The organism is Actinoplanes sp. 13, from assembly GCF_056134165.1.
Genome location: NZ_JBVYOQ010000001.1, coordinates 580,104 through 600,869, shown reverse-complemented (window position 1 = coordinate 600,869; position 20,766 = coordinate 580,104). Strand labels below are relative to the sequence as shown.

Below are 20,766 nucleotides of genomic sequence, written 5' to 3'. Positions count from 1 at the left end.
GGAAGTCATGACCGCGGAAGTGTTCTACGACGACGACGCCGACCTGTCGATCATTCAGGGCAAGAAGGTGGCCGTCATCGGCTACGGCAGCCAGGGCCACGCCCACTCGCTGTCGCTGCGCGACTCGGGCGTCGAGGTGGTGGTCGGCCTGCAGGAGGGCTCCAAGAGCCGCCCGAAGGCCGAGGAGCAGGGCCTCACCGTGAAGACCCCGGCCGAGGCCGCCGCCTGGGCTGACGTGATCATGGTGCTGGCGCCGGACACCGCGCAGCGCAAGATCTACACCGAGTCCATCGCCCCGAACCTCACCGCGGGCAAGGCGCTCTTCTTCGGCCACGGCCTGAACATCCGGTTCGAGCTGATCAAGCCGCCGGCCGACGTGGACGTGGCGATGGTCGCGCCGAAGGGCCCGGGTCACCTGGTCCGCCGCCAGTACGTGGACGGCAAGGGCGTGCCCGCCCTGATCGCGGTCGAGCAGGATGCCTCCGGCACCGCGCAGGCGCTCGCCCTGTCGTACGCGAAGGCGATCGGCGGCACCCGCGCCGGCGTCATCAAGACGACGTTCAAGGAGGAGACCGAGACCGATCTCTTCGGCGAGCAGGCGGTGCTCTGCGGCGGCACCGCGGCGCTGGTGCAGACCGGCTTCGAGGTGCTCACCGAGGCCGGTTACGCCCCGGAGATCGCGTACTTCGAGTGCCTGCACGAGCTCAAGCTGATCGTCGACCTGATGTACGAGGGCGGCATCTCCCGGATGCGTTACAGCGTCTCGGACACCGCCGAGTTCGGCGACTACGTCTCCGGCCCGCGCGTGATCAACGCGTCGGTCAAGGAGGAGATGAAGAAGATCCTCGGCGACATCCAGTCCGGCGAGTTCACCCGCCGCCTGATCGCCGACGACGAGAACGGCGGCGCGGACCTGAAGAAGTACCGCGAGCAGGGCGCCGAGCACCCGATCGAGGTCACCGGCAAGCAGCTGCGCGGCATGATGAGCTGGGTGGACCGCCCCATCACCGAAACTGCCTGATCATCTGAACCCGAACGCCCGGCCGGTGCGAACCGGCCGGGCTTTCTTTTTCGCGGCGTGAGTGAACTGAACTTCACCGCGGCTCCATTCGTACCATTCGATGGGGACGAATATCGGATGGAGAGCCATGACCTCGATTGTCCTGGTAACCGAAGAACTCGCGCCCGCCGCGCTCGACGTGCTCGCCGGCGACTTCGAGGTCCGGCACGCCGACGGCGCCGACCGGCCGGCCCTGCTCGCCGCGCTGGCCGAGGCCGACGCGGTCATCGTTCGCAGTGTGACCCGCATCGACGCGGAGGCGCTGGCCGCCGCGCCACGCCTGCGGGTGGTGGCCCGGGCCGGGGTGGGGCTGGACAACGTGGACCTGCCGGCCGCCACCGCCCGGGGCGTCCTGGTCGTGAACGCGCCGACCAGCAACATCGTCTCGGCCGCCGAGCAGGCTGTGGCCCTGCTGCTGGCGGTGGCCCGGCACACCGCGACGGCCAGCGCCACGCTCAAGGCGGGCGCCTGGCGGCGCTCCGCGTTCACCGGTGTGGAGGTGCACGGCAAGACCGTCGGGGTGGTCGGGCTGGGCCGGATCGGCGTGCTCTTCGCGCAGCGGATGGCCGCCTTCGGGGTGCGCCTGATCGCGTACGACCCGTACGTCCAGCCGGCCCGGGCGGCGCAACTGGGCGTCCGGCTGGTCGGGCTGGACGATCTGCTGCGGGAGAGCGACTTCGTCTCGGTGCACCTGCCGCGTACCCCGGAGACGCTGGGCCTGATCGGTGAGAAGGAGCTGAACCTGGTCAAGCCCACCGTGCGGATCATCAACGCGGCCCGCGGCGGCCTGGTCGACGAGCGGGCGCTCGCCGACGCGCTCGCCGAGGGCCGGGTGGCCGGCGCCGGCCTGGACGTCTTCGAGACCGAGCCGATCACCGAGTCGCCGCTGTTCGGCTTCCCGAACGTGGTGGCCACCCCGCATCTCGGCGCCTCCACCTTCGAGGCGCAGGACAAGGCCGGCCTGGCGGTGGCGCGCAGCGTGCGGCTGGCGCTGCGGGGCGAGTTCGTGCCGGACGCGGTCAACGTGCGGGCCGGTGGAGCGGTGGACGAGGACGTGCGCCCGCTCCTGCCGCTGGCCGAACGGCTGGGCCGGGTCTTCACCGCGGTGGCCGGCGTGGTCGCTGCCCGGGTCACCGTCGAGGTGCACGGCGCCGTGGTGGCCCACGACGTCACGGTGCTCGAGCTGGCCACCCTGAAGGGCCTGTTCGCCCCGGTGGTGGAGGAACGGGTCACCTATGTGAACGCGCTGCACCTGGCTGCCGACCGAGGGGTCGAGGTGGAGCTGGCGACCGACGAGGACGCCGGCGAGCACACCAACGTGATCACCGTTCGTGGCGCGCTGCCGGACGGCCGCGCGGTGGCCGTCGCCGGCACCGTCAGCGATCGGGGCACTGCGAAGCTGATCGAGGTGGACGGCTTCCAGCTGGACCTGGCCGCGGAAGGGGTGCTGCTGTTCTTCCGCTACCGGGACCGTCCCGGTGTGGTGGGGGCGATCGGCACCACGCTGGGAAAGGCCGACGTCAACATCGCCGCGATGCAGGTGGCCCGCCGGGCGGCCGGCGGCGAGGCGCTGATGGCTCTCACCGTGGACTCCGCGGTCCACCCGGACGTGCTGACGACGGTGCTGGACACCGTCGGCGCCTCACGCGCCGCGATCGTCGACCTCCGCACCGACTGATCGTGTGTGTGAAGTTCCGGTGCGGATCGCACCCGAACTTCACACACGTCAGGCGCGGACGGGCGGTGGATAGACCGTGCCGTCCTGGAGGTCGAGCAGATCCAGGTTGAGTTCGGCGGCCAGCTTCTCGATCGTTTCCAGCACCACGTCCGGGCAGTTCTCGTCCAGCCGCATCTGGATGTGGTCGGCCGCAGCGTGCAGCGGCGCGCTGGCCCAGGGCGAGGCGGCGTCCGTGGCGCGCGGGCCGCGGTCCGGATAATGACTGGTCAGGGCGTCATAGAAGGCGACCACGCGGGGGTCGGCCGGGCGCTGCGGGTGCTCGCCGTTCGCGCAGCGGGCGTTGGCGGCCCGGACCGCGTCGGGGACGGCCGTCTGGTCCATGGCCCAGACCACAAGGTCGAAACTCACCGGCGCATGGTGCCACCACTCGCGGCGGATGACCGGAACCCGTGCCCCGACACGCGGGCGCGCGTCTTGCGCGTCATTAGTCCGCATCGCTAGCGTTGTTCCAGCCGCATGACTCGGGCGGGCCCGTCTTCGGGTGACGTCGTCCGTCGCAGAGTCGCGCGGTGTGTATACCCGGCGGGACCGAACCACGCGTCATCGTCGCAGCAACCCCCGTTCCGTTTGCCGCGGCACGGGGGTTGTTCGCATCCCGGCCCGATCGCCGTCTGCATTCTGGGACCGCCGTTCCGTGTTTCGGGAATCACCGCTACCGTGGGCAGGGTTGTCTGACGAGGGAGTTCAACGTGAGCGTGGCGCGGATCGCGGTTGTCGCCGGTGACGGCATCGGGACCGAGGTGACCGCCGAGGCTCGCAAGGTGATCGACGCCGTCCTCCCCGGTGCCGAGTGGAACGACTACGACCTCGGCGCCCGCCTCTACCACCGCACCGGCGAGGTTCTGCCGCAGTCCGTGCAGGACGAGCTGGCCGGCCACGACGGGATCCTGCTCGGCGCGATCGGCGACCCGAGCGTCCCGCCGGGCGTGCTGGAGCGCGGCCTGCTGCTCAAGCTCCGCTTCGACTTCGATCAGTACGTGAACCTGCGTCCCTCCAAGCTGTGGCCGGGCACCACCAGCCCGCTCGCCGGCGTCAAGCCCGGTGAGATCGACATGGTCGTGGTCCGCGAGGGCACCGAGGGCCTCTACGTCGGCGCCGGCGGCGTCCTGCACCGGAACACCCCCGCCGAGATCGCGACCGAGGAGAGCCTGAACACCCGGCACGGCGTCGAGCGGGTCGTCCGGGACGCGTTCGCCCGCGCGGGCCGCCGCGAGCGCCGCCACGTCACGCTGGTGCACAAGACCAACGTGCTCACCAAGGCCGGCGACCTGTGGGCGCGCACCTTCGCCGCGGTCGCGGCCGAGCACCCCGACATCACCACGGACTACCAGCACATCGACGCCGCCAGCATGTTCCTGGTGAGCAACCCGCAGCGGTTCGACGTGGTGGTGACCGACAACCTGTTCGGTGACATCCTCACCGACATCGCTGCCGCCGTGACCGGTGGCATCGGCATGGCGGCCAGTGGCTCCGTCAACCCTGAGCGGACCTACCCGTCGACCTTCGAGCCGGTGCACGGCTCCGCGCCGGACATCGCCGGCAAGGGCGTCGCCGACCCGGCCGCCGCCATCCTCTCCGCGGCCCTGCTGCTGGAGCACCTGGGCCAGGCCGACGCGGCCCGCCGAGTAACCGAGGCGGTCGCGGCCGAGGTCGCGTCCCGTAACCCGGGCGCGCCGCTGCGTACCGCCGAAGTCGGCGACCGCGTCGCCGCCGCCGTCTGATCCGGCCGGCGCGACTCCTCCACCGGAGCCCTGTGGGGCTTCGTCACCCGCGGTCATTGTTTTAACGACCGTTCGGGGTAAATTCATGGGGCACTACGGGTGCCCTCGCATGCTTCGATCTCTCTGCAGAAAGCAGGTCTCCTTGTCATGAGCGGTGGTGACAACCTCGATTTCGAGATCCGTCCGAACCCGGCACCCGTAGGCGACGCAGAACGCGCCGCCCTGCTGGTCAACCCCGGCTTCGGCCGCATCTTCACCGATCACATGGTCACGGTGCGCTACGCGGACAGCAAGGGGTGGTACGAGCCTCGCGTCGAGGCCCGCGCACCGATCCCGATGGACCCGGCCAGCGCGGTGCTGCACTACGCCCAGGAGATCTTCGAGGGTCTGAAGGCGTACCCGCTGCCCGACGGCGGCGTCGCGATGTTTCGGCCGGACGCGAACGCGGCCCGGTTCAACCACTCGGCGGCCCGGATGGCGATGCCGCAGCTGCCCGTCGAGACGTTCCTCGAGTCGCTGCACCAGATCATCAAGATCGACCGTAACTGGATCCCGGACAGTGAGGACAGCAGCCTCTACCTGCGGCCGTTCGCCTACGCCAGTGAGGTCTTCCTCGGCGTGCGCCCCGCCACGGAATATCTCTACCTGGTCATCGCCTCGCCGGTCGGGCCGTACTTCTCCGGTGGCGTCAAGCCGGTGACCATCTGGGCCTCGCCGGACTACACCCGTGCGGCGCCCGGCGGCACCGGCGCGGCCAAGTGCGGCGGCAACTACGCGGCCGGCCTCTCGGCGCAGGCCGAGGCCGCCGAGCACGGCTGCGACCAGGTGGTCTACCTGGACGCCGTCGAGCGGAAATACCTCGACGAGCTGGGCGGGATGAACGTCTTCCTGGTCCTCGACGACGGCGCCCTGGTCACCCCGCCGCTGACCGGCACCATCCTGCCGGGCATCACCCGCGACTCGGTGATCAAGCTGGCCCAGCGGTCCGGCCGCCGGGTCGAGGAGCGCCCGATCAGCCTCGACGAGTGGCGCGACGGGGTCGCCTCGGGCCGGGTCCGCGAGGCGTTCGCCTGCGGCACCGCCGCGGTGATCACCCCGATCGGCGGGCTCAAGAGCCAGGACGGCGACTTCACCATCGCCGACGGACAGCCGGGGGAGATCACCATGACGCTGCGCAAGCAGCTGGTGGACATCCAGCGCGGTCTGGCCGAGGACCCCTTCGGCTGGGTGCACCGCGTCCTCTGAGCGGTCCGCCGGCCGCATCGCACAGCGAGCCTGTGTGTGGAGTTGGGGTGCGTATCGCACCCCAACTTCACACGCGGTTCAGTCGGTGAGCAGGTGGGCGCGCAGTGCGGTGAGGTCGGTGTCGGTGAGGCCGATGCTCCTGACGTAGTCCTCGATCGAGCCGTGCAGGCCGCGCAGATCGGCGAGGAACATCAGCATCGCCTCGGGGGGCGAGTCGAACATGTGCTCGTTGCCGAGCACCGCCTCCGGGTTGTGCTCCAGCAGGTATTTGACCAGCGGGCGCATCGCCTCGGTGGTCAGCGCGTAATCCGCCGCGATCACCTTGTCGTCGACGCCGAGCAGCGAGAGCGTGAGCGCGCACACCGTGCCGGTGCGGTCCTTCCCGGCCATGCAGTGCACCACCACCGGCGCGGACTGCGGCTCGGCGATCAGCCGCAGCGAGTCGGCCAGAGCCTGATAACCGTCCTCGGCGAAGTTCAGGTAACGGTCTGCCAGCCACCGTGCGTGCATGACGTCCGTGGGATGGTCGACCTGGTCCCAGTCCACGTGCTGCAGCACCAGGTTGTGGTACTCCACGCCGTACTCCTCGGCCACCCGGCCGAACTTCTCCACCTCGAACGGCCGGCGCAGGTCGATCACGGTCCGGACGCCCAGAGCGGCGAACGCCTCCGCGTCGCCCTCGTGGAGCCGGTGCAGCGCGTCGGATCGGAAGAGGCGCCGCCAGCGCACGGTCCGTCCGTCGAGGCCGGAGTACCCACCGACGTCACGGAAGTTGTAGGCCTTCGAGAAGGGCAGGTTTCGTGAATATGATTCGGCCACCACGGACCTAACCTAACCGGCTTTGTCGATCTCCTCACCGGGGCTGCTCATCCGGATCCCGTCCACCGGCGGCCGGCCGGTCGTGTCTTCGTCGGCATCAGGCTCCGAAGACGCGCCGGGTTCCGAGGGGGATCCGGCGCCCCGGAACGCCCGCGGGTCGAACGCCCCGCCCGGGGACTCCCGCACGAACTCGCCCTGCGCGTCGCTGATCAGCCCACCGGCCCGGTCGGGGTCGTTCTGGAGGTAGCGGTCCTGCTCGTCACTCATACCGGGGACGTACCCCGACCGCGATGCGGACTACCGTCCCAGCTGGTGGATTCTGGGTCTGCATCGTGACGACAGGTGGCATGCTTCATCTCGTGACCCATTCCGTGCTCATTATTGGCACCCAGCGCGCCGGCTGACTTCTCGCCGACGCGCAGACCTCCCGCATCCGCGGGGGGTCTTTTTGTTGTGGTGATGGGTGACCGAGCCGAAAGGACCTCCCGATGGATTACCAGGTGTTCGACACGACGCTGCGCGACGGCGGGCAGCGAGAGGGAATCAGCTACACGGTCGCCGACAAACTCGCGGTCGCACGCCTGCTGGACGAGTTCGGCGTCGGGTTCATCGAGGGTGGCTGGCCCGGCGCCATGCCCAAGGACACCGAGTTCTTCGAACGCGCGAAGACCGAGCTGGAGCTGCGGCACGCGGTGCTGGTGGCGTTCGGCGCCACCCGCAAGGCCGGTGTGGACGTGGCCGAGGACCCGCAGGTCAAGGCGCTGCTCGACGCCGGGACCCCGGTGGTCTGTGTGGTGGCGAAGTCCGACATCCGGCACGTCGAGCGGGCGCTGCGCACCACCGGCGACGAGAACCTGGCGATGGTCCGGGACACCGTGCGGCACCTGGTCGCCAACGGGCGGCGCGCGTTCGTCGACTGTGAGCACTTCTTCGACGGCTTCCGGCACGACCCGGCCTACACCGCGAGCGTCGTGACGGTCGCGATCGAGGCCGGAGCCGAACGGGTGGTCATGTGCGACACCAACGGCGGCATGCTCCCGTCGATGGTGACCAAGGCGATCCAGGAGGTCGTCGAGCGGACCGGGGTGACCCCGGACCGGCTCGGCATCCACTGCCAGAACGACACCGCCTGCGCGGTCGCGAACACGGTGGCCGCCGTGGAGGCGGGCGTCAAGCACTTCCAGTGCACGGCCAACGGCTACGGCGAGCGGCCCGGCAACGCCGACCTGTTCGCCACGGTCAGCAACCTGCAACTCAAGCTCGGGCTGAAGGTCCTACCGGACGGATGCCTCGAGAAGGCGACGCGGGTCTCCACCGCGCTCGCCGAGATCGCCAACATCGCCCCCGACACCCACCAGGCCTACGTCGGGGCCGCGGCATTCGCTCACAAGGCGGGGCTGCACGCGAGCGCGATCAAGGTGGATCCGCTGCTCTACAACCACATCGACCCTGCGGTTGTCGGCAACGACATGCGGATCCTGGTGACGGAGATGGCCGGCCGGGCCAGCATCGAGCTCAAGAGCCGTGAGCTCGGGCTGGACCTGGCCGGCCACCCGGACACCCTGACGACGGTCACCCGGAAGGTCAAGGACCTGGAGGCCGGTGGCTGGTCGTTCGAGGCCGCCGACGCCTCCTTCGAGCTGCTGGTCCGCAGCGAGCTGCCGGGCGCCGAGGTGGCCCGCCCGTTCACCCTGGAGTCGTACCGGGTGCTCGTCGAGCACCGCGAGGACGGCTCGGTCATCTCCGAGGCCACCGTCAAGGTCCGGGTCCGCGGCGAGCGGGTGATCGCCACGGCCGAAGGGAACGGCCCGGTCAACGCCTTGGACGAGGCGCTGCGGGTGGCCCTGTCCAACCACTACCCGCAGCTGAAGTCGTTCGAGCTGACCGACTACAAGGTCCGGATCCTGGAGGGCAGCCACGGCACCAACGCGATCACCCGGGTGCTGCTGGAGACCAGCAACCACACCGGCGAGTGGACCACGGTCGGCGTCCACGAGAACATCGTCGAGGCCAGCTGGACGGCCCTCGTGGACGCTTTGACCTATGGCCTTGCCCGGAGCACCGCCACGGTCTAGAGGATGAGATCCGGGCTGCGGGCGGCGGCGACCGACGCGATCAGCGCGATCGCCTCCGCCTGCGGCATCGGATCCAGCTGACGTCCGTCGCGCAACCGGAGCGACACCAGGCCGAGCGGCGCCTCTCGGCCGCCGACCACGCCGATGTACGGGATCTTGCGTCCCGCCGCGTCCCGGATGCGGGCGCCGATCGAACCGTCGTGGTGGGCCTCCACCCGCAGGCCGGCGGCGAGCGCGTCCCGGGCGAACGCGGCGGCGGCGTCGTCCTGGCCGGCGCCGACCGGCAGCACGGCCAGCTGGACCGGGGCGTACCAGGCCGGGAAGGCGCCGGCATGCACCTCGATCAGGTGCCCGAAGAGCCGCTCCATCGAGCCGGCCAGACTCCGGTGCACCATCACCGGCCGGGACCGGCCGCCGTCCGCGTTCGCGAACTCCAGGTCGAGGCGCTCCGGCTGGTGGAAGTCGATCTGCACGGTGGCCAGGGTCCACTCGCGCCCGGCCGGATCGGCGACCTGCACATCGATTTTCGGACCGTAGAACGCCGCTTCACCGGGCGCGTCGTCGTACGAGATCGCATTGCCGGCAAGCGCTCCGCGCAGCAGCTCCTCGGCCCGCGCCCAGCTCGCGTCCGCGCCGCCGTACTTGCCGCCGGGGCCGCGCAGCGAGAGCCGGAAGCTCACCGCGCCCATGCCGAGCACGGCCTGCGCCTCGCGCATCAGCCGCAGCACGCCGGCCACCTCGTCGCCGGCCCGCTCCTCGGGGCAGAAGATGTGCGCGTCGTTGAGCTGGATCGACCGCACCCGGGACAGGCCGCCGAGCACCCCCGAGCGTTCCGCCCGGTACATCGGCCCCAGCTCGGCGATCCGCAGGGGCAGATCGCGGTACGACCGGCCGCGCGCCCGAAAGATCAGGGCGTGGTGCGGGCACAGGCTGGGCCGCAGCACCAGCTCCTCGTCGCCCACCCGCATCGGCGGGAACATGTCGTCGGCGAAATTGCGCCAGTGCCCGGAGAGCTCGTAGAGCCGGCGTTTGCCGAGCGCCGGCGAGTGCACGTGGTGGTATCCGGCGCGGCGCTCCAGGTCGTACAGGAAGGATTCCACCTCGCGGCGTGCGGCCGCGCCGCCCGGTAGCCAGAACGGCAGGCCGGCGCCGATCAGCGGGTCGGAGTCGAAGAGGTCCAGCTCGCGGCCGAGCCGGCGGTGGTCGATGGGCATGGTCTGCTCCTGGGGTTCGGCGGGCGACCGGGAACCGCGGAAGCACGACGGCCCCGGGCTGGTCGCCCGGGGCCGTGTCGTCTGACGGGGGTCAGCTCGATCGCACGCCGGGACGTCCCGGCGTGGTCGTGATCGAGCTGAGCATCATGGGCCTGATGCTAGGAGCCGCCGGCCCGTCGTGGCGAGCCGTTTATCGCCGCCGCCGGCACGGTCAGTGTGGCGGTCACGGCGCGGTGGTCGGAGAGGCGGACGTCGTGCACCGTGAGCTCCCGCACCCCGATCCGCTTGTCGACGAGCACGTGATCGATGGTCACCGGCGGGATCGGATCCCCGTCGTACGGACCCCAGGTGCCGATCAGGCCCTGCCCGACGGCGTCCGCGGCGTCGCGGTACCCGGTGGCGATCAGGTCGCGGAGCTTCTTGTGGTCGAGGGTGGCGTTGAAGTCGCCGAGCAGGATCCGGGGCGTGCCGCCCGGGTCGGCGGGCAGTTGTTCGCGCAGGTCGGCGCTCCAGCCGTCGAGCATGCTGGGGTGCGCCGGGGCGAGCGGGTGGGCCGACTCGACGAACACCGGGGCGGCGCCGGGCGGCTGGACCGTGCCGTACGCCTGCAGGAAGCCACCGTCGTTGCGGCGCGAACCCGCGTCGGCCAGCGGATGGCGGGAGTACAGGCCGGAGCCGCTCGCGCCGTTCTCCGCCGCCGACTGGTGGTGGGGCAGCAGGTCGCCGAGCCCGGCGGCGGCCAGCGCGCTCTGAGCGCCGGCGGTGAACTCCTGGACGGCCAGCACGGCGACGTCGTTCTCCCGCACCAGGCGCACGATCTCGGCCGGGTCGGCGCCGCCGAACAGCACGTTGGCGGTCATCACCCGCAGCTCGACGCCGGTGGACGGGCCCTTGTCGATGTTCGGCAGGGCCCGCGGCAGCACGCACACGGCGAGACCGAACGCGACCAGGCCGGCCACCGCGGCGGCCGCCCGGCGCCGGGTCGCCAGGGCAGCGAGGACCGGGACCCACGACCAGGCGGCGACGTACGGCGTGAACGCCACCAGCATGACGAGGATGCCGCGCTCCAGCCCGAACGCGCGCCCCAGGAACCAGACCGCGCCCGGCGCCAGCAGCAGCCAGAGCAGAACGGTCACGGCGACGCGGCGGCGTGCCGGGCGCGTCTCGGTGGGCGCGTCGGTGATCGTCATGGCGGCAAAGTTAGCCGCCCGCCGCTACCGGTGCGCCGAGGTTCATCTCACACCATCGACCACCGCTGTTCCCGTGTGTGAAGTTCGGGCGCGAAGCGCACCCGAACTCCACACGCAGGGCGTTTGCCGATCCGGTGTGTGAAGTTGGGGCGCGGAGCGCACCCGAACTTCACACACGGGGTCAGAGGGTGGCGTCGGTGAGCGGGCCGAACTCGGCGAGCTCCTCGCGGACGGCGGCGCCGTCGCCCTCCACCACGAGGGTCAGGCCGTCCACCGCGAGGTGGCGGGAGGCCGCCTCGGACACCTGCTCGACGGTGGCCTCCAGGTATTCCCGGCGGAGCGTCTCGTAGTAGTCGTCCGGCAGCCCGTGCACGACCAGCGAGGCCAGCGCGCCGGCGATCGCGCCCGGCGTCTGCATCTCCACCGAGAGCTGCCCGGCCCGCCACGAGCGGGCCACCTCCAGCTCCGCCTCGGTCACGCCCTCCCGCTGGGTCCGGGCGATCTCGCCGAGGGTGTCCTTGATCGCCGGCCCGGTCACCGCGGTCTGCACCCCGGCGGCCACCTCGAAACGGCCCGAACGGCGGGTCATCGCGTACGACCCACGAATGCCGTACGTGTAGCCCTTCACCTCACGGATCAGGTGGTTGAGCCGTGAGGTGAACGCGCCGCCCAGCACGGTCGCGGCGAGCGTCATCGGCACGTAGTCCGGGGTGGCCCGTTCCGGCGCCCGGTGCCCGATCCGCAGCGTGGACTGCACCGATCCGGGCCGGTCCACCAGGATCGTGCGGACCCGGGCCGGCACCGGCACGCCGAGCGGGCCCTCCGGGGTCAGCGGGTCCCCGGAGGCGCCGGCGAACGCGGCCTCGGCCAGCGCGTCCAGGTCGAGCGCGTCCAGGTCACCGGCGACCAGCAGCACGCCGGGACGCAGCATCCACGACTCGTGGAACGCGAGTACGTCCTCGACGGTCACCGCCGCCACCGAGGTGGGGTCGCCGTGCAACGGGCGGCGGTAACGGCCGTCGCCGTCGAACAGGTCGGCGCGCAGGACGGCGTCGGCCCGGGGGCCGGGCTGCGCCCAGTCCATCCGCAGGGCGGTCACCTCGTCGTCACGGACCCGCGCGACGTCGGCGGCGTCCAGTTTCGGGGTGCGGGCCGCCTCGGCGGCGAGGCGGACGGCGTCGGTCAGCATCGGGCCGGGCGCCGACGTGCCGACCCGGAACGCGTCCCAGTCGACGGAGGCCGACAGCTCGGCGCCGAGACCTTCCAGGGCCAGCGCGTACGCCGCGGAGTCGCGCTTCTTCGTGCCCTCCTCCAGCGACTTGGCCAGCACGGTCGCGGTGCCCTCGCGGCCCTCGGTCTCCCGGGCGGCGCTCGCGTCGAGCAGCAGCACGGCGCTGGCGAGGATCTGGCCGGGCAGGTGCGCGGCGACCACGGTGCCGCCGTGCGCCGTGGTGCGGCGGATCGCGGGGAACGCGTACGGCCGGGCCGGGCCTGGCTCGGGGCGGGTGGTGACGAGGGTCATGCGGGCTCCCCGGGCAGATAGGTGAGGGTGACGCGGGATTCGGGCCGCAGCGTCTCGGCGGCCACGGCGGTGACGTCGTCCGCGGTGACGGCGAGCCACCTCGGCAGCCGGTCGACGGCGGTCGCCGGGTCGCCGAACTGGGTCGCGTGCCGGCCGAGGGTGTCGGCCCGCCCGCCCACGGTGGACACCTGCCGCCACCACCCGGTGGTCAGCAGCGCCTTGGCCCGGTTCAGCTCGTCCTCGGTCACCGGCTCGTCGACCAGGCTCTGGATCACCTCGGTGAGGCCGTTCTCCAGGTCCTCGATCGCCACGCCGTCCTTCGCGGTGGCCGTGATGATCACCGGGGCCGGTGCGTGCGCGAGGTCCACCCCGTACGCGCCGATGTAGTCCGGCTGCGCGATCCGGGCGCCGTCGGCGAGCCGCTGATAGAGCCGGCTGCCACGGCCGTTGCCGAGGACCGTGGCGAGCACGGTGACGGCGTCGTACCCCGGCGTGCCGAACGGATGCGTGCGGTGGGAGAGATAGATCCGCGGCGCCGGCACCTTGGCGGTCACCGTCTCCCGGGCGGGTTCGCCTGCCGGGCGGTCCAGCCGGCCGTCCGGCGCCGGCGGGATGTCCGGCACCGCGGCGATCGACCCGAAGTACTTCTCCGCCAGCGCGAACACCTCGGCCGGCGTCGCGTCCCCGGCGACCGTCAGCACCGCGTTGTTGGGCGCGTAGTACTTGCGGTGGAAGTCCTGGAAGGTCTCCAGCGCGGCCGCGTTCAGGTCCTCCATCGACCCGATCGTGGCGTGATGGTACGGATGGCCGGGCGGGTAGAGCAGCGGCAACAGGCGCAGCCAGGCGTCGCCGTACGGCACGTTCTCGTACCGCTGACGGCGCTCGTTCTTCACCACCTCGCGCTGGTTGTCCAGCGTCTCCTGGGTGAGCGCCGGCACCAGCCCGCCCATCCGGTCGGCCTCAAGCCAGAGCGCCAGCTCCAGGTGCTCGGCCGGCATGGTCTCGAAGTAGTTCGTCCGGTCCGGGTTGGTGGTCGCGTTCAGTGAGCCGCCGTTGCCCTGCACCAGCTTCATGTGCTCGGTCTTCTGCACGTGTTGCGACCCCTCGAACATCAGGTGCTCGAAGAGGTGCGCGAACCCGGTCTGACCCGGCGGCTCGTGCCGGGAGCCGACGTCGTACCAGAGGTTGACGCAGACGACCGGCGCGGTGCGGTCCTCACTGACGACGACGCGGAGGCCGTTCGCCAGCCGCGCGGTTTCGATGGGCCACGGGTACCCGGTCGTGGCGACCGGTGCGGTTGGTGACGTCACCCGAACCATCTTGCCCTGTACCGCGCGGGAACGGCGCGGCTGCGCCGCCTGCCGATGGATAACCGCGTGGCGTACGGCCCGGTCCGGGTGCCATGCTTGCGGACGTGCTTGAGGACGTACGGGTGAACGACCGCCTGACCATCCCGGCGGCCGAACTCTCGTGGCGTTTCTCGCGCGCGAGCGGTCCCGGTGGTCAGGGCGTCAACACGACCGATTCGAGGGTCGAGCTGTCGTGGGACCTGCTCGGCTCCGACCTGCTGCCCACGATGCTGAAAGAGCGTGCCGTCGAGCGACTCGGCGGCCGGCTGGTGCAGGGTGTGGTGACCATCACCGCCGCCGAGCACCGCTCCCAGCTCCGCAACCGTGAGGCCGCCGCGGCCCGGCTGGCCGCCCTGGTGGCCGGGGCCGTCGCGCCTCCGCCACGGGCGCGCCGCGCCACCAAGCCGTCCCGCGGATCGGTCGAGCGCCGCATCGCCGCGAAGAAGCGCCGCGGCGAGGTCAAGCGCGGCCGCGGTGGATCCTTCGACTGATCGGCGCAACCGCCGCCCGGCGGGGCACGCTTCTGGCGATACTCGCACCATGGACGACTTGACCGACAAGAGCGACGACGACCTGGTCGCGATGCTGAATTACGACGCCACCCACCTCGAGGACATCGTGAACGGCCTGCGGTCGGGGTATCACAACGACCCGGCGGAGGCGATCCGCCTGCTCGACGACGCGGCGGCCACGCAGGAGGAGAACGTCCGGATCCTGCGGGAGTTCGCCCGTCGCCGGGCCGCCGTCAGCTGACCCGCGCGGCCTGCGCCGGTGAGCGGGTGGCAGCTGGTCAGCGCTGGTTGAAGGGGGCGACGGCCTCGCGGTTGCGCGCCGCGGTCTCCGGGCCCAGCAGCTCCTCGCAGACGCGGATGAGGCGGCTGCGCAGACCGGCGGCGCGCCGGGCCAGCTCGCGCTGCCGGGCCACGTACTCCGCCTTGCCCTCGGGAGTCTCGATCTTGACCGGCGGGTGGCCGTAGGAGGCCAGGTCATAGGGGCTGGCCTGCATGTCCAGCAGGCGGATCTCGCCGGCCAGCGCGAAGCAGTCCAGCGCGAGCGCGCCGGGAACCGCGGGGCCCAGCTTCTGCGCCCACTTGTGCACGTCCATCGCGGCGTGCAGGCAGCCGGGCTGGTCGAGATCGACCTGGGTGGCCCGGGTGGGCTGGAGCCGGTTGAGCCCGACCGCCTCGGGCGTGAAGAAGCGGAACGCGTCGTAGTGCGTGCAGCGGATGCTGTGCTGCTCGACCACCTTGTCGGTGCCGTCCTGGCCGAGGCGCAGCGGCAGCTCGTGCCGGTGCTCCGGCTCGCGGTAGACCATCGCCCACTCGTGCAGGCCGAAGCAGCCGGAGAAGACCGGGCGGGACGCGGTCGCGGTCAGCAGACCGTGGATGTAGCGCACGCTCTCGCCGCGCGCGTGCAGGAACGCGTCGACGTCGAGGGTGACCACCCCGTCGGGGTGGGTCAGATAGAACTTGTAACCGGCGTGTTCGGCCAGGCCGCCGGGAGCCGGGGCGAGGCCGGCGCCGACGCCGGGATGCCAGCGGCGCAGCAGGGACGGCCTGGTCCCGTAATAGTCGTAGAGAAAGTCCTCGATGGCATGCCTCTCGCCCGTCGCGCGACGGGCACGGTGGCCCGCGGTCATCTGGTCGGCGCGCTCGCTGTGCGCGCGGGCGAGGGGTATCCAGGTGACCGAGGGCAGCGTGGTGGTGAGTGCCCTCACCTGCTTGATCCCCATCGCACCAATGTATATAGCCAAGGCGATCAACACGATCACCGTTTGGCGCGAATGAGGTGAGCCACGTTCCGGCCTGGCATAGCCATGTGTAATTGTGTAGCAGATGTACTACATACTTGATAGTGTGTTGGACATGAGGGAGACGGTACTGGCGGGGGAGACCGATTTCGGTCACGGCGTGCCGATCGACGACGCTGTGATCGAGGTCCGCGACCTGCGGATGAGCTACGGGCCGAAAGAGGTGCTGACCGGGGTCGACTTCGCGGCCCGCCGCGGTGAGGTGCTGGTTCTGCTCGGGCCCAACGGAGCGGGCAAGACCACCACGATCGAGATCCTGGAGGGGTTCCGGCGACGGTCCGGAGGGGACGTCCGGGTGCTCGGGCAGGATCCCGAGCAGGGCGCGGAGGATTGGCGGGCCCGGCTCGGCGTGGTCCTGCAGTCCTGGCGGGACCACAGCAAGTGGCGGGTGCGGGAGCTGCTCGAGCACCTCGGCGCCTACTACGCGGTCTACTCCACGTCCCAGCGCGTCCGGCCCTGGCCGGTCGACGAGTTGCTCGAGGTGGTCGGCCTGGCCGGGTCGGCGCAGATCCGGGTCGGGCGCCTCTCCGGCGGCCAGCGGCGCCGGCTGGACGTGGCGATCGGCATCGTCGGCCGCCCGGAGCTGCTCTTCCTCGACGAGCCGACGGTCGGCTTCGACCCGCAGGCGCGCCGCGAGTTCCACGACCTGGTGCACCGGCTGACCGATGTGGATGAGACGACGATCCTGCTCACCACGCACGATCTCGACGAGGCCGAGAAGCTGGCCGACCGCATCCTGATCCTGACCGACGGGCGGATCGTCGCCGGCGGTTCGGCCGACGAGCTGTCGCGGCAGGTGGCCGGTGAGTCCGAGATCCGGTGGACCCGGGACGGGCAGCGGTTCGTCCACTCGGCGGCGGACGCCACCGGTTTCGTGCGGGAGCTGTTCCGCCAGCACGGCGACGCGGTCGGTGACCTGGAGGTGCGCCGGAGCAGCCTCGAGGAGACATATATGAAGCTGGTCCGCGACTTCGAGGGGGACGCACGATGATCCGGGTGGCACGGCTGGGCCTGCGTCGCGGTCTCATCGAGTTGCGGCAGACCCTGACGAACGGCACCGACCTCTTCGGTTACGTGCTGCCTGCGGTCTTCTCCACGATCGCGCTGATCTTCATGCGGGACAGCGCCGTGCCCGGGACGGAGCTGGCTCTGGGCGCGCACAGCCTCGTCGGTTCGCTGGCGCTGCTCGTGGTGCTCAGTGGGATCCTGACGATGACGCAGTACCTGACGATGGACCGGGAGGACGGCACGCTGCTGCGGGCCAAGGCCACGCCGAACGGCATGACCGGCTATCTGGTCGGCAAGATAGTGCTGGTCGCCGGGGTGTCGGTGGTCGGCTGTCTCTTCGTCCTGATTCCCGGGCTCTTCCTGGTGGACGGCCTGACGTTCGACGGCGGCAGCGTGCTGACCCTGCTCTGGCTCGTGCCGTTGGCCTTCCTGGCGACGATGCCGCTGGGTGCGGTGCTCGGCGCCCTGTTCGAGAACCCGCGCAGTGCCGCCATGTTGATGTTCCCGCTGATCGGGCTCACCGCGGTTTCCGGCATCTTCTACCCGGTCACCGCGCTGGCGGGCTGGCTGCAGGGCGTCGCGCAGATCTTCCCGGTCTACTGGCTAGGGTTGGGCTTGCGATCGACCTTTTTGCCGGACGCCCTGGCGGTCGCGGAGCTCGGCGGCTCCTGGCGTCCTCTGCAAACCATCGGTGTGCTGGTCGCGTGGTCAGTGGCCGGGCTGGTGCTCGCACCCGGGATCCTGCGGCGGATGGCGCGCCGGGAGTCCGGTTCCGCGGTGGCGGCCCGCCGCGAGCGGGCGATGACTCGAATGACCGTCTGAGGGAGTCCATGGCGAGCGAGGTCACCTACAACCGGATCGCGATGCTGCGCGCCGAACGGGGGATCACCCGGCGTCAGCTCGCGGACGCCCTCGGCGTGCATTACCAGACGGTCGGCTATCTGGAGCGTGGCGAGTTCAGCCCGAGCCTGCACCTGGCTCTGCGCATCTGTGACTACTTCGAGGTCCCGGTCGAGGTGGTCTTCTCACTGGAGCCGTTCCCGCGCCTCGGCGCGGAGACCCGGTCGGCGTAGATTTCGGGGTGACCGTTCCTTTCGAAGATGGGGTTACCCGTGCGCTTCGCCCGTTTTGTTCATGCCGGTGGGGTCTCGTTCGGTGTCGTCGAGGGCGATGGCTCCTCCGGCCTCACGGTGGCCGAGATCGACAGCCTGCCCTTCAACGAGGTGCGCTTCACCGGGCAGCGGTGGGCGCTGCCGGACGTGCGCCTGCTCGCGCCGATCTTCTCCAGCAAGGTGATCGGAATCGGTCGCAACTATGCCGATCACGCGGCTGAGATGGGCAATGAGGTGCCCACCGAGCCGCTGATCTTCATCAAGCCCTCCACGTCGGTGATCGGCCCGAACGACGCGATCCGCATCCCGGCCGTCACCGAGCGGGTCGAGGAGGAGGCGGAGCTGGCCGTGGTGATCGGCGCGACCGGTGCGCGGCGGGTGGACCGGGCCGGCGCCGAGAAGGCGATCTTCGGCTACACCTGCGGCAACGACGTGACCGCGCGGGACCTGCAGCGCAAGGACCCGCAATGGACCCGGGCCAAGGGCTTCGACTCGTTCTGCCCGCTCGGCCCGTGGATCGTCACCGACCTCGACGTGAGCGACATCGAGGTGCGCTGCGAGGTGGGACGCGACCCGAACAACCTCGAGGTGCGGCAGGTCGGGCGGACCAAGGACATGGTCTTCGACGTGCCCAGCCTGATCTCGTACGTGTCGCACGTGATGACGCTGCTGCCGGGCGACGTGATCCTCACCGGGACGCCGGCCGGGGTCAGCCAGATCGTGCCGGGGGACACGGTGGCGGTCAGCGTGCAGGGGATCGGGGAACTGCGGAACCCGGTCGTGTCGCTCGACTGATCACTGCGCTCTTCCCCCGGCTGATCGCCGCAGACCCTCCAGGAGCAGGTCCAGGCCGTACTCGAAGCCGCCCTGGGCCTGATCCTCGAAGCCGCCGGCGTTCCACAACGCGGTCATCGCCGGGTGTTTCTCCACGTCGAACCACTTCTCCCAGAGCTCGCCGCGCTCGTGCCACCACGCCTCGGTGGACTGGCCCGAGACGCGGCGCAGCCGGGCGTCCTCGCCGGCCTCGCGCGCGAACGCGTAGACGAACGCGGTGACCGCCTGCGCGGCCGCGTTGATCCGGTGGACGGGCAGGCCGAGGCCGGTCATCGCGGCGATCATGAACTCCCGTTCGGCCAGCATGCCGGGGCCGAGCGGCGGGCGGACCAGGGATACCTCGGTCAGCCAGGAGTGCCTGGTGTACATCTCGCGGGTCCGCGCCGCGAAGTCCGGGATGCTCAGGCCCGCGGGCAGCTCCCGCCGGGCGAGGGTGTCGTCGATCATCAGATCGATCAGGTCCGCCCGGGACGGCACATAGGTGTAGAGCGTCATCGTCGCCACACCCAGCTCCGCGCTCACCCGGGCCATCGAGGCCGCTTCCAGCCCTTCCGCGTCGGCGATCCGGATCGCGGTGGCCACCACCTCGTCGACGGTCAGCCGTGGTGGCCGGCCGGCCGCTTTGCGGGTCGGCAGGCTTCGCCGCCAGAGCAGTGGGAAGTTCACCATGATTCCGTATACCCTACGGGAACACTTTCCGTAGGGGGCACGAGAATGAAGATCTTGGTTACCGGAGCCACCGGGAACGTCGGCCGCATGGTCGTCGACGAACTGCTGGCCCGCGGCGCGAGCGATGTGCGAGCGCTCACCGTGAACCCGGCCGCGGCGGACCTGCCGGCCGGCGTCGAGGTGGTGCGGGGCTTCCTCGGGAGGGTGGACACCCTGCCCGCGGCGCTGGCCGGCGTCGACGCGATGTACCTGGCGCCGCACCCGCCGACGGTCTTCGAGGTGGGCCGGCTCGCGGCGGCGGCCGGTGTCCGGCACATCGTCGACATGGCCGGCGAGAAGGGCGGGAGCTGGCAGGTGATCGAGGACGGGGTCGAGGCCTCCGGCGTCGGCTGGACGCACCTGGAGCCCGGCGAGTTCATGGCCAACGCCACGCTGTGGTCGGCCCAGATCCGCGCCGGGGACGAGGTGCGCGACGCCTGGGGCGAGGTGGTGAACGCCCCGGTCGCACAGGAGGACATCGCGGCCGTGGCGGCGCACGTGCTGCTGTCCGGAGACGCCTTTGCCGGCCGGGCGATCCCGCTCACCGGCCCCGAGGCGCTCACCCGCCGGGAGAAGGTCGCGGCGATCGGGCGGGCACTCGGGCGCGAGCTCACCTACGTCGAGGTGACCGGCGAGGAGGCGGTCGCCCAGTTCGAGCTGGCGATGGGGGAGTACGGGCGGTGGTACCTCGACGGGCTCGCCCAGCTCGCGCGATATCCGCAGCCGGCCGGATCGACGATCGCCGAGATTCTCGGGCGGCCCGCGATGACGTACGAGGAGTGGGCACGCCGTCACGCAGATCTGTTTCGGTAACCCGATTTGGCGGGCCGGGTGGGCTCGGGTAAAGTTCTCTCCGGCGCGGCAAGCCGGGCCAATGGGGTATGGGGTAATTGGCAGCCCGACTGATTCTGGTTCAGTTAGTCTAGGTTCGAGTCCTGGTACCCCAGCGCTACCACTCCCGTCCGGGAGGGGTGGCGCTGGATCTTCAAGGTTCAGCGCCGCCGGTTCCGGTGGGAGCGGAGCAAAGGGAAAGTTCTGGTCCCGTCGTCTAGCGGCCTAGGACGCCGCCCTCTCAAGGCGGTAGCGAGGGTTCGAATCCCTTCGGGACTACGTTTCGCGAACGGCCCGCATCTTCGGATGCGGGCCGTTTCTCATTGCTGTCCGTGTCCGGACCGCCCGCTTCGGCCGGCTCTGAGCTGTGAGCCGGCCGGGGCCACGTCGATTTCGGGTGGACGGGCGGCCCTGATAGAGTTCAGCCCGCCGCTCGGGAGAGCGGCAACGGCAAGGTCCCGTCGTCTAGCGGCCCAGGACGCCGCCCTCTCAAGGCGGTAGCGAGGGTTCGAATCCCTTCGGGACTACTT

General features: G+C 70.9%; 21 protein-coding genes and 3 tRNA genes. 15 read left to right on the top strand and 9 right to left on the bottom strand.

All coding sequences use genetic code 11. From position 1 onward, the window contains the following. Window positions 1-7: 7 nt before the first annotated feature. Window positions 8-1,021 (top strand): ketol-acid reductoisomerase, encoded by a 1,014-nt coding sequence (gene ilvC, locus AC0NH5_RS02745; RefSeq protein ID WP_474399453.1) that lies wholly within the window; start codon window positions 8-10, stop codon window positions 1,019-1,021. Window positions 1,022-1,148: 127 nt separating this feature from the next. Beyond that, on the top strand, window positions 1,149-2,738 hold the full coding sequence (gene serA, locus AC0NH5_RS02740) for a phosphoglycerate dehydrogenase (protein WP_474399450.1): 1,590 nt from the start codon (window positions 1,149-1,151) through the stop codon (window positions 2,736-2,738). Between the two features lie 48 nt (window positions 2,739-2,786). On the opposite strand, the gene AC0NH5_RS02735 is transcribed toward serA, so the two are convergent. Continuing rightward, window positions 2,787-3,119, bottom strand: coding sequence for a hypothetical protein (locus AC0NH5_RS02735; protein WP_474400336.1), 333 nt, complete (start codon window positions 3,117-3,119; stop codon window positions 2,787-2,789). A gap of 374 nt (window positions 3,120-3,493) precedes the next feature. Here AC0NH5_RS02735 and AC0NH5_RS02730 point away from each other — a divergent pair, with 374 nt between their 5' ends. Beyond that, on the top strand, window positions 3,494-4,519 hold the full coding sequence (locus AC0NH5_RS02730) for a 3-isopropylmalate dehydrogenase (RefSeq protein WP_474400334.1): 1,026 nt from the start codon (window positions 3,494-3,496) through the stop codon (window positions 4,517-4,519). Between the two features lie 147 nt (window positions 4,520-4,666). Beyond that, window positions 4,667-5,764: a branched-chain amino acid aminotransferase gene (locus tag AC0NH5_RS02725; RefSeq protein ID WP_474399448.1), complete on the top strand. Its 1,098-nt coding sequence runs from the start codon at window positions 4,667-4,669 to the stop codon at window positions 5,762-5,764. Between the two features lie 78 nt (window positions 5,765-5,842). On the opposite strand, the gene AC0NH5_RS02720 is transcribed toward AC0NH5_RS02725, so the two are convergent. Together AC0NH5_RS02720 and AC0NH5_RS02715 are read right to left on the bottom strand one after the other, a co-directional pair. Then, the gene (locus AC0NH5_RS02720) at window positions 5,843-6,586 is read right to left on the bottom strand and encodes a tyrosine-protein phosphatase (RefSeq protein WP_474399447.1); all 744 of its coding nucleotides are present in this window, start codon (window positions 6,584-6,586) and stop codon (window positions 5,843-5,845) included. 9 nt (window positions 6,587-6,595) lie between these two features. Continuing rightward, the gene (locus tag AC0NH5_RS02715) at window positions 6,596-6,850 is read right to left on the bottom strand and encodes a hypothetical protein (RefSeq protein WP_474399444.1); all 255 of its coding nucleotides are present in this window, start codon (window positions 6,848-6,850) and stop codon (window positions 6,596-6,598) included. Between the two features lie 221 nt (window positions 6,851-7,071). Here AC0NH5_RS02715 and cimA point away from each other — a divergent pair, with 221 nt between their 5' ends. Beyond that, on the top strand, window positions 7,072-8,658 hold the full coding sequence (cimA, locus tag AC0NH5_RS02710; RefSeq protein ID WP_474399441.1) for a citramalate synthase: 1,587 nt from the start codon (window positions 7,072-7,074) through the stop codon (window positions 8,656-8,658). Here cimA and thrS read toward each other — a convergent pair. From thrS to AC0NH5_RS02690, 4 genes are all read right to left on the bottom strand, one after another. Then, window positions 8,655-9,872 (bottom strand): threonine--tRNA ligase, encoded by a 1,218-nt coding sequence (gene thrS / locus AC0NH5_RS02705; RefSeq protein ID WP_474399440.1) that lies wholly within the window; start codon window positions 9,870-9,872, stop codon window positions 8,655-8,657. The two genes, cimA and thrS, sit on opposite strands and share 4 nt — an antisense overlap. Before the next feature lie 158 nt (window positions 9,873-10,030). Continuing rightward, the gene (locus AC0NH5_RS02700; RefSeq protein WP_474399437.1) at window positions 10,031-11,062 is read right to left on the bottom strand and encodes an endonuclease/exonuclease/phosphatase family protein; all 1,032 of its coding nucleotides are present in this window, start codon (window positions 11,060-11,062) and stop codon (window positions 10,031-10,033) included. Window positions 11,063-11,243: 181 nt separating this feature from the next. Next, the gene (locus AC0NH5_RS02695) at window positions 11,244-12,584 is read right to left on the bottom strand and encodes a M16 family metallopeptidase (protein WP_474399436.1); all 1,341 of its coding nucleotides are present in this window, start codon (window positions 12,582-12,584) and stop codon (window positions 11,244-11,246) included. Beyond that, complete coding sequence (locus AC0NH5_RS02690) at window positions 12,581-13,903, bottom strand: M16 family metallopeptidase (protein WP_474399435.1); 1,323 nt, start codon at window positions 13,901-13,903, stop codon at window positions 12,581-12,583. Before AC0NH5_RS02690 ends, AC0NH5_RS02695 begins: the two co-directional genes overlap by 4 nt. 83 nt (window positions 13,904-13,986) lie before the next feature. On the opposite strand from AC0NH5_RS02690, the gene arfB reads away from it, so the two are divergent. Beyond that, the gene (gene arfB, locus AC0NH5_RS02685) at window positions 13,987-14,424 is read left to right on the top strand and encodes an alternative ribosome rescue aminoacyl-tRNA hydrolase ArfB (RefSeq protein WP_474399433.1); all 438 of its coding nucleotides are present in this window, start codon (window positions 13,987-13,989) and stop codon (window positions 14,422-14,424) included. Between the two features lie 49 nt (window positions 14,425-14,473). Then, complete coding sequence (locus AC0NH5_RS02680; RefSeq protein WP_474399432.1) at window positions 14,474-14,686, top strand: hypothetical protein; 213 nt, start codon at window positions 14,474-14,476, stop codon at window positions 14,684-14,686. Between the two features lie 37 nt (window positions 14,687-14,723). On the opposite strand, the gene AC0NH5_RS02675 is transcribed toward AC0NH5_RS02680, so the two are convergent. After that, the gene (locus AC0NH5_RS02675; RefSeq protein ID WP_474399430.1) at window positions 14,724-15,665 is read right to left on the bottom strand and encodes a 3-methyladenine DNA glycosylase; all 942 of its coding nucleotides are present in this window, start codon (window positions 15,663-15,665) and stop codon (window positions 14,724-14,726) included. Window positions 15,666-15,798: 133 nt separating this feature from the next. Between AC0NH5_RS02675 and AC0NH5_RS02670 the strand changes: the two genes are divergently transcribed. From AC0NH5_RS02670 to AC0NH5_RS02655, 4 genes are read left to right on the top strand one after another with little or no spacing between them, the layout of a single operon-like run. Beyond that, complete coding sequence (locus tag AC0NH5_RS02670; protein ID WP_474399428.1) at window positions 15,799-16,734, top strand: ABC transporter ATP-binding protein; 936 nt, start codon at window positions 15,799-15,801, stop codon at window positions 16,732-16,734. After that, a complete protein-coding gene (locus tag AC0NH5_RS02665) occupies window positions 16,731-17,573 on the top strand; it encodes an ABC transporter permease (protein WP_474399427.1) in 843 nt (280 codons plus the stop codon). The genes AC0NH5_RS02670 and AC0NH5_RS02665 overlap by 4 nt, the downstream gene beginning before the upstream one ends. An 8-nt stretch (window positions 17,574-17,581) precedes the next feature. Next, the gene (locus AC0NH5_RS02660) at window positions 17,582-17,824 is read left to right on the top strand and encodes a helix-turn-helix transcriptional regulator (protein WP_474399425.1); all 243 of its coding nucleotides are present in this window, start codon (window positions 17,582-17,584) and stop codon (window positions 17,822-17,824) included. Between the two features lie 39 nt (window positions 17,825-17,863). Beyond that, window positions 17,864-18,658 carry a fumarylacetoacetate hydrolase family protein gene (locus AC0NH5_RS02655; RefSeq protein ID WP_474400332.1) on the top strand — a complete coding sequence of 265 codons (795 nt, stop codon included), beginning with the start codon at window positions 17,864-17,866 and terminating at the stop codon, window positions 18,656-18,658. Here the strand turns inward: AC0NH5_RS02655 and AC0NH5_RS02650 are convergent, their stop codons facing one another. Next, window positions 18,659-19,366 carry a TetR/AcrR family transcriptional regulator gene (locus AC0NH5_RS02650; protein ID WP_474399424.1) on the bottom strand — a complete coding sequence of 236 codons (708 nt, stop codon included), beginning with the start codon at window positions 19,364-19,366 and terminating at the stop codon, window positions 18,659-18,661. It lies immediately after the preceding gene. A gap of 45 nt (window positions 19,367-19,411) precedes the next feature. Between AC0NH5_RS02650 and AC0NH5_RS02645 the strand changes: the two genes are divergently transcribed. The 4 genes from AC0NH5_RS02645 to AC0NH5_RS02630 all read left to right on the top strand — a co-directional run bounded on the left by AC0NH5_RS02645 (window position 19,412) and on the right by AC0NH5_RS02630 (window position 20,763). Next, complete coding sequence (locus AC0NH5_RS02645; RefSeq protein WP_474399423.1) at window positions 19,412-20,218, top strand: SDR family oxidoreductase; 807 nt, start codon at window positions 19,412-19,414, stop codon at window positions 20,216-20,218. Between the two features lie 62 nt (window positions 20,219-20,280). Beyond that, window positions 20,281-20,352, top strand: a tRNA-Gln gene (locus tag AC0NH5_RS02640). 90 nt (window positions 20,353-20,442) lie between these two features. Beyond that, window positions 20,443-20,515: transfer RNA gene (locus AC0NH5_RS02635), tRNA-Glu, on the top strand. Window positions 20,516-20,690: 175 nt separating this feature from the next. Next, window positions 20,691-20,763: transfer RNA gene (locus tag AC0NH5_RS02630), tRNA-Glu, on the top strand. The last annotated feature ends 3 nt before the right edge of the window (window positions 20,764-20,766 follow it).

Bases quoted from the DNA above. Each gene is read 5' to 3' on its own strand.
- ilvC (WP_474399453.1), top strand. From the start codon at position 8: ATGACCGCGGAAGTGTTCTACGACGACGACGCCGACCTGTCGATCATT.
- serA (WP_474399450.1), top strand. From the start codon at position 1,149: ATGACCTCGATTGTCCTGGTAACCGAAGAACTCGCGCCCGCCGCGCTC.
- AC0NH5_RS02735 (WP_474400336.1), bottom strand. From the start codon at position 3,119: ATGGACCAGACGGCCGTCCCCGACGCGGTCCGGGCCGCCAACGCCCGC.
- AC0NH5_RS02725 (WP_474399448.1), top strand. From the start codon at position 4,667: ATGAGCGGTGGTGACAACCTCGATTTCGAGATCCGTCCGAACCCGGCA.
- AC0NH5_RS02715 (WP_474399444.1), bottom strand. From the start codon at position 6,850: ATGAGTGACGAGCAGGACCGCTACCTCCAGAACGACCCCGACCGGGCC.
- cimA (WP_474399441.1), top strand. From the start codon at position 7,072: ATGGATTACCAGGTGTTCGACACGACGCTGCGCGACGGCGGGCAGCGA.
- thrS (WP_474399440.1), bottom strand. From the start codon at position 9,872: ATGCCCATCGACCACCGCCGGCTCGGCCGCGAGCTGGACCTCTTCGAC.
- AC0NH5_RS02700 (WP_474399437.1), bottom strand. From the start codon at position 11,062: ATGACGATCACCGACGCGCCCACCGAGACGCGCCCGGCACGCCGCCGC.
- AC0NH5_RS02695 (WP_474399436.1), bottom strand. From the start codon at position 12,584: ATGACCCTCGTCACCACCCGCCCCGAGCCAGGCCCGGCCCGGCCGTAC.
- AC0NH5_RS02690 (WP_474399435.1), bottom strand. From the start codon at position 13,903: ATGGTTCGGGTGACGTCACCAACCGCACCGGTCGCCACGACCGGGTAC.
- arfB (WP_474399433.1), top strand. From the start codon at position 13,987: ATGCTTGCGGACGTGCTTGAGGACGTACGGGTGAACGACCGCCTGACC.
- AC0NH5_RS02680 (WP_474399432.1), top strand. From the start codon at position 14,474: ATGGACGACTTGACCGACAAGAGCGACGACGACCTGGTCGCGATGCTG.
- AC0NH5_RS02675 (WP_474399430.1), bottom strand. From the start codon at position 15,665: ATGGGGATCAAGCAGGTGAGGGCACTCACCACCACGCTGCCCTCGGTC.
- AC0NH5_RS02670 (WP_474399428.1), top strand. From the start codon at position 15,799: ATGAGGGAGACGGTACTGGCGGGGGAGACCGATTTCGGTCACGGCGTG.
- AC0NH5_RS02665 (WP_474399427.1), top strand. From the start codon at position 16,731: ATGATCCGGGTGGCACGGCTGGGCCTGCGTCGCGGTCTCATCGAGTTG.
- AC0NH5_RS02660 (WP_474399425.1), top strand. From the start codon at position 17,582: ATGGCGAGCGAGGTCACCTACAACCGGATCGCGATGCTGCGCGCCGAA.
- AC0NH5_RS02650 (WP_474399424.1), bottom strand. From the start codon at position 19,366: ATGGTGAACTTCCCACTGCTCTGGCGGCGAAGCCTGCCGACCCGCAAA.
- AC0NH5_RS02645 (WP_474399423.1), top strand. From the start codon at position 19,412: ATGAAGATCTTGGTTACCGGAGCCACCGGGAACGTCGGCCGCATGGTC.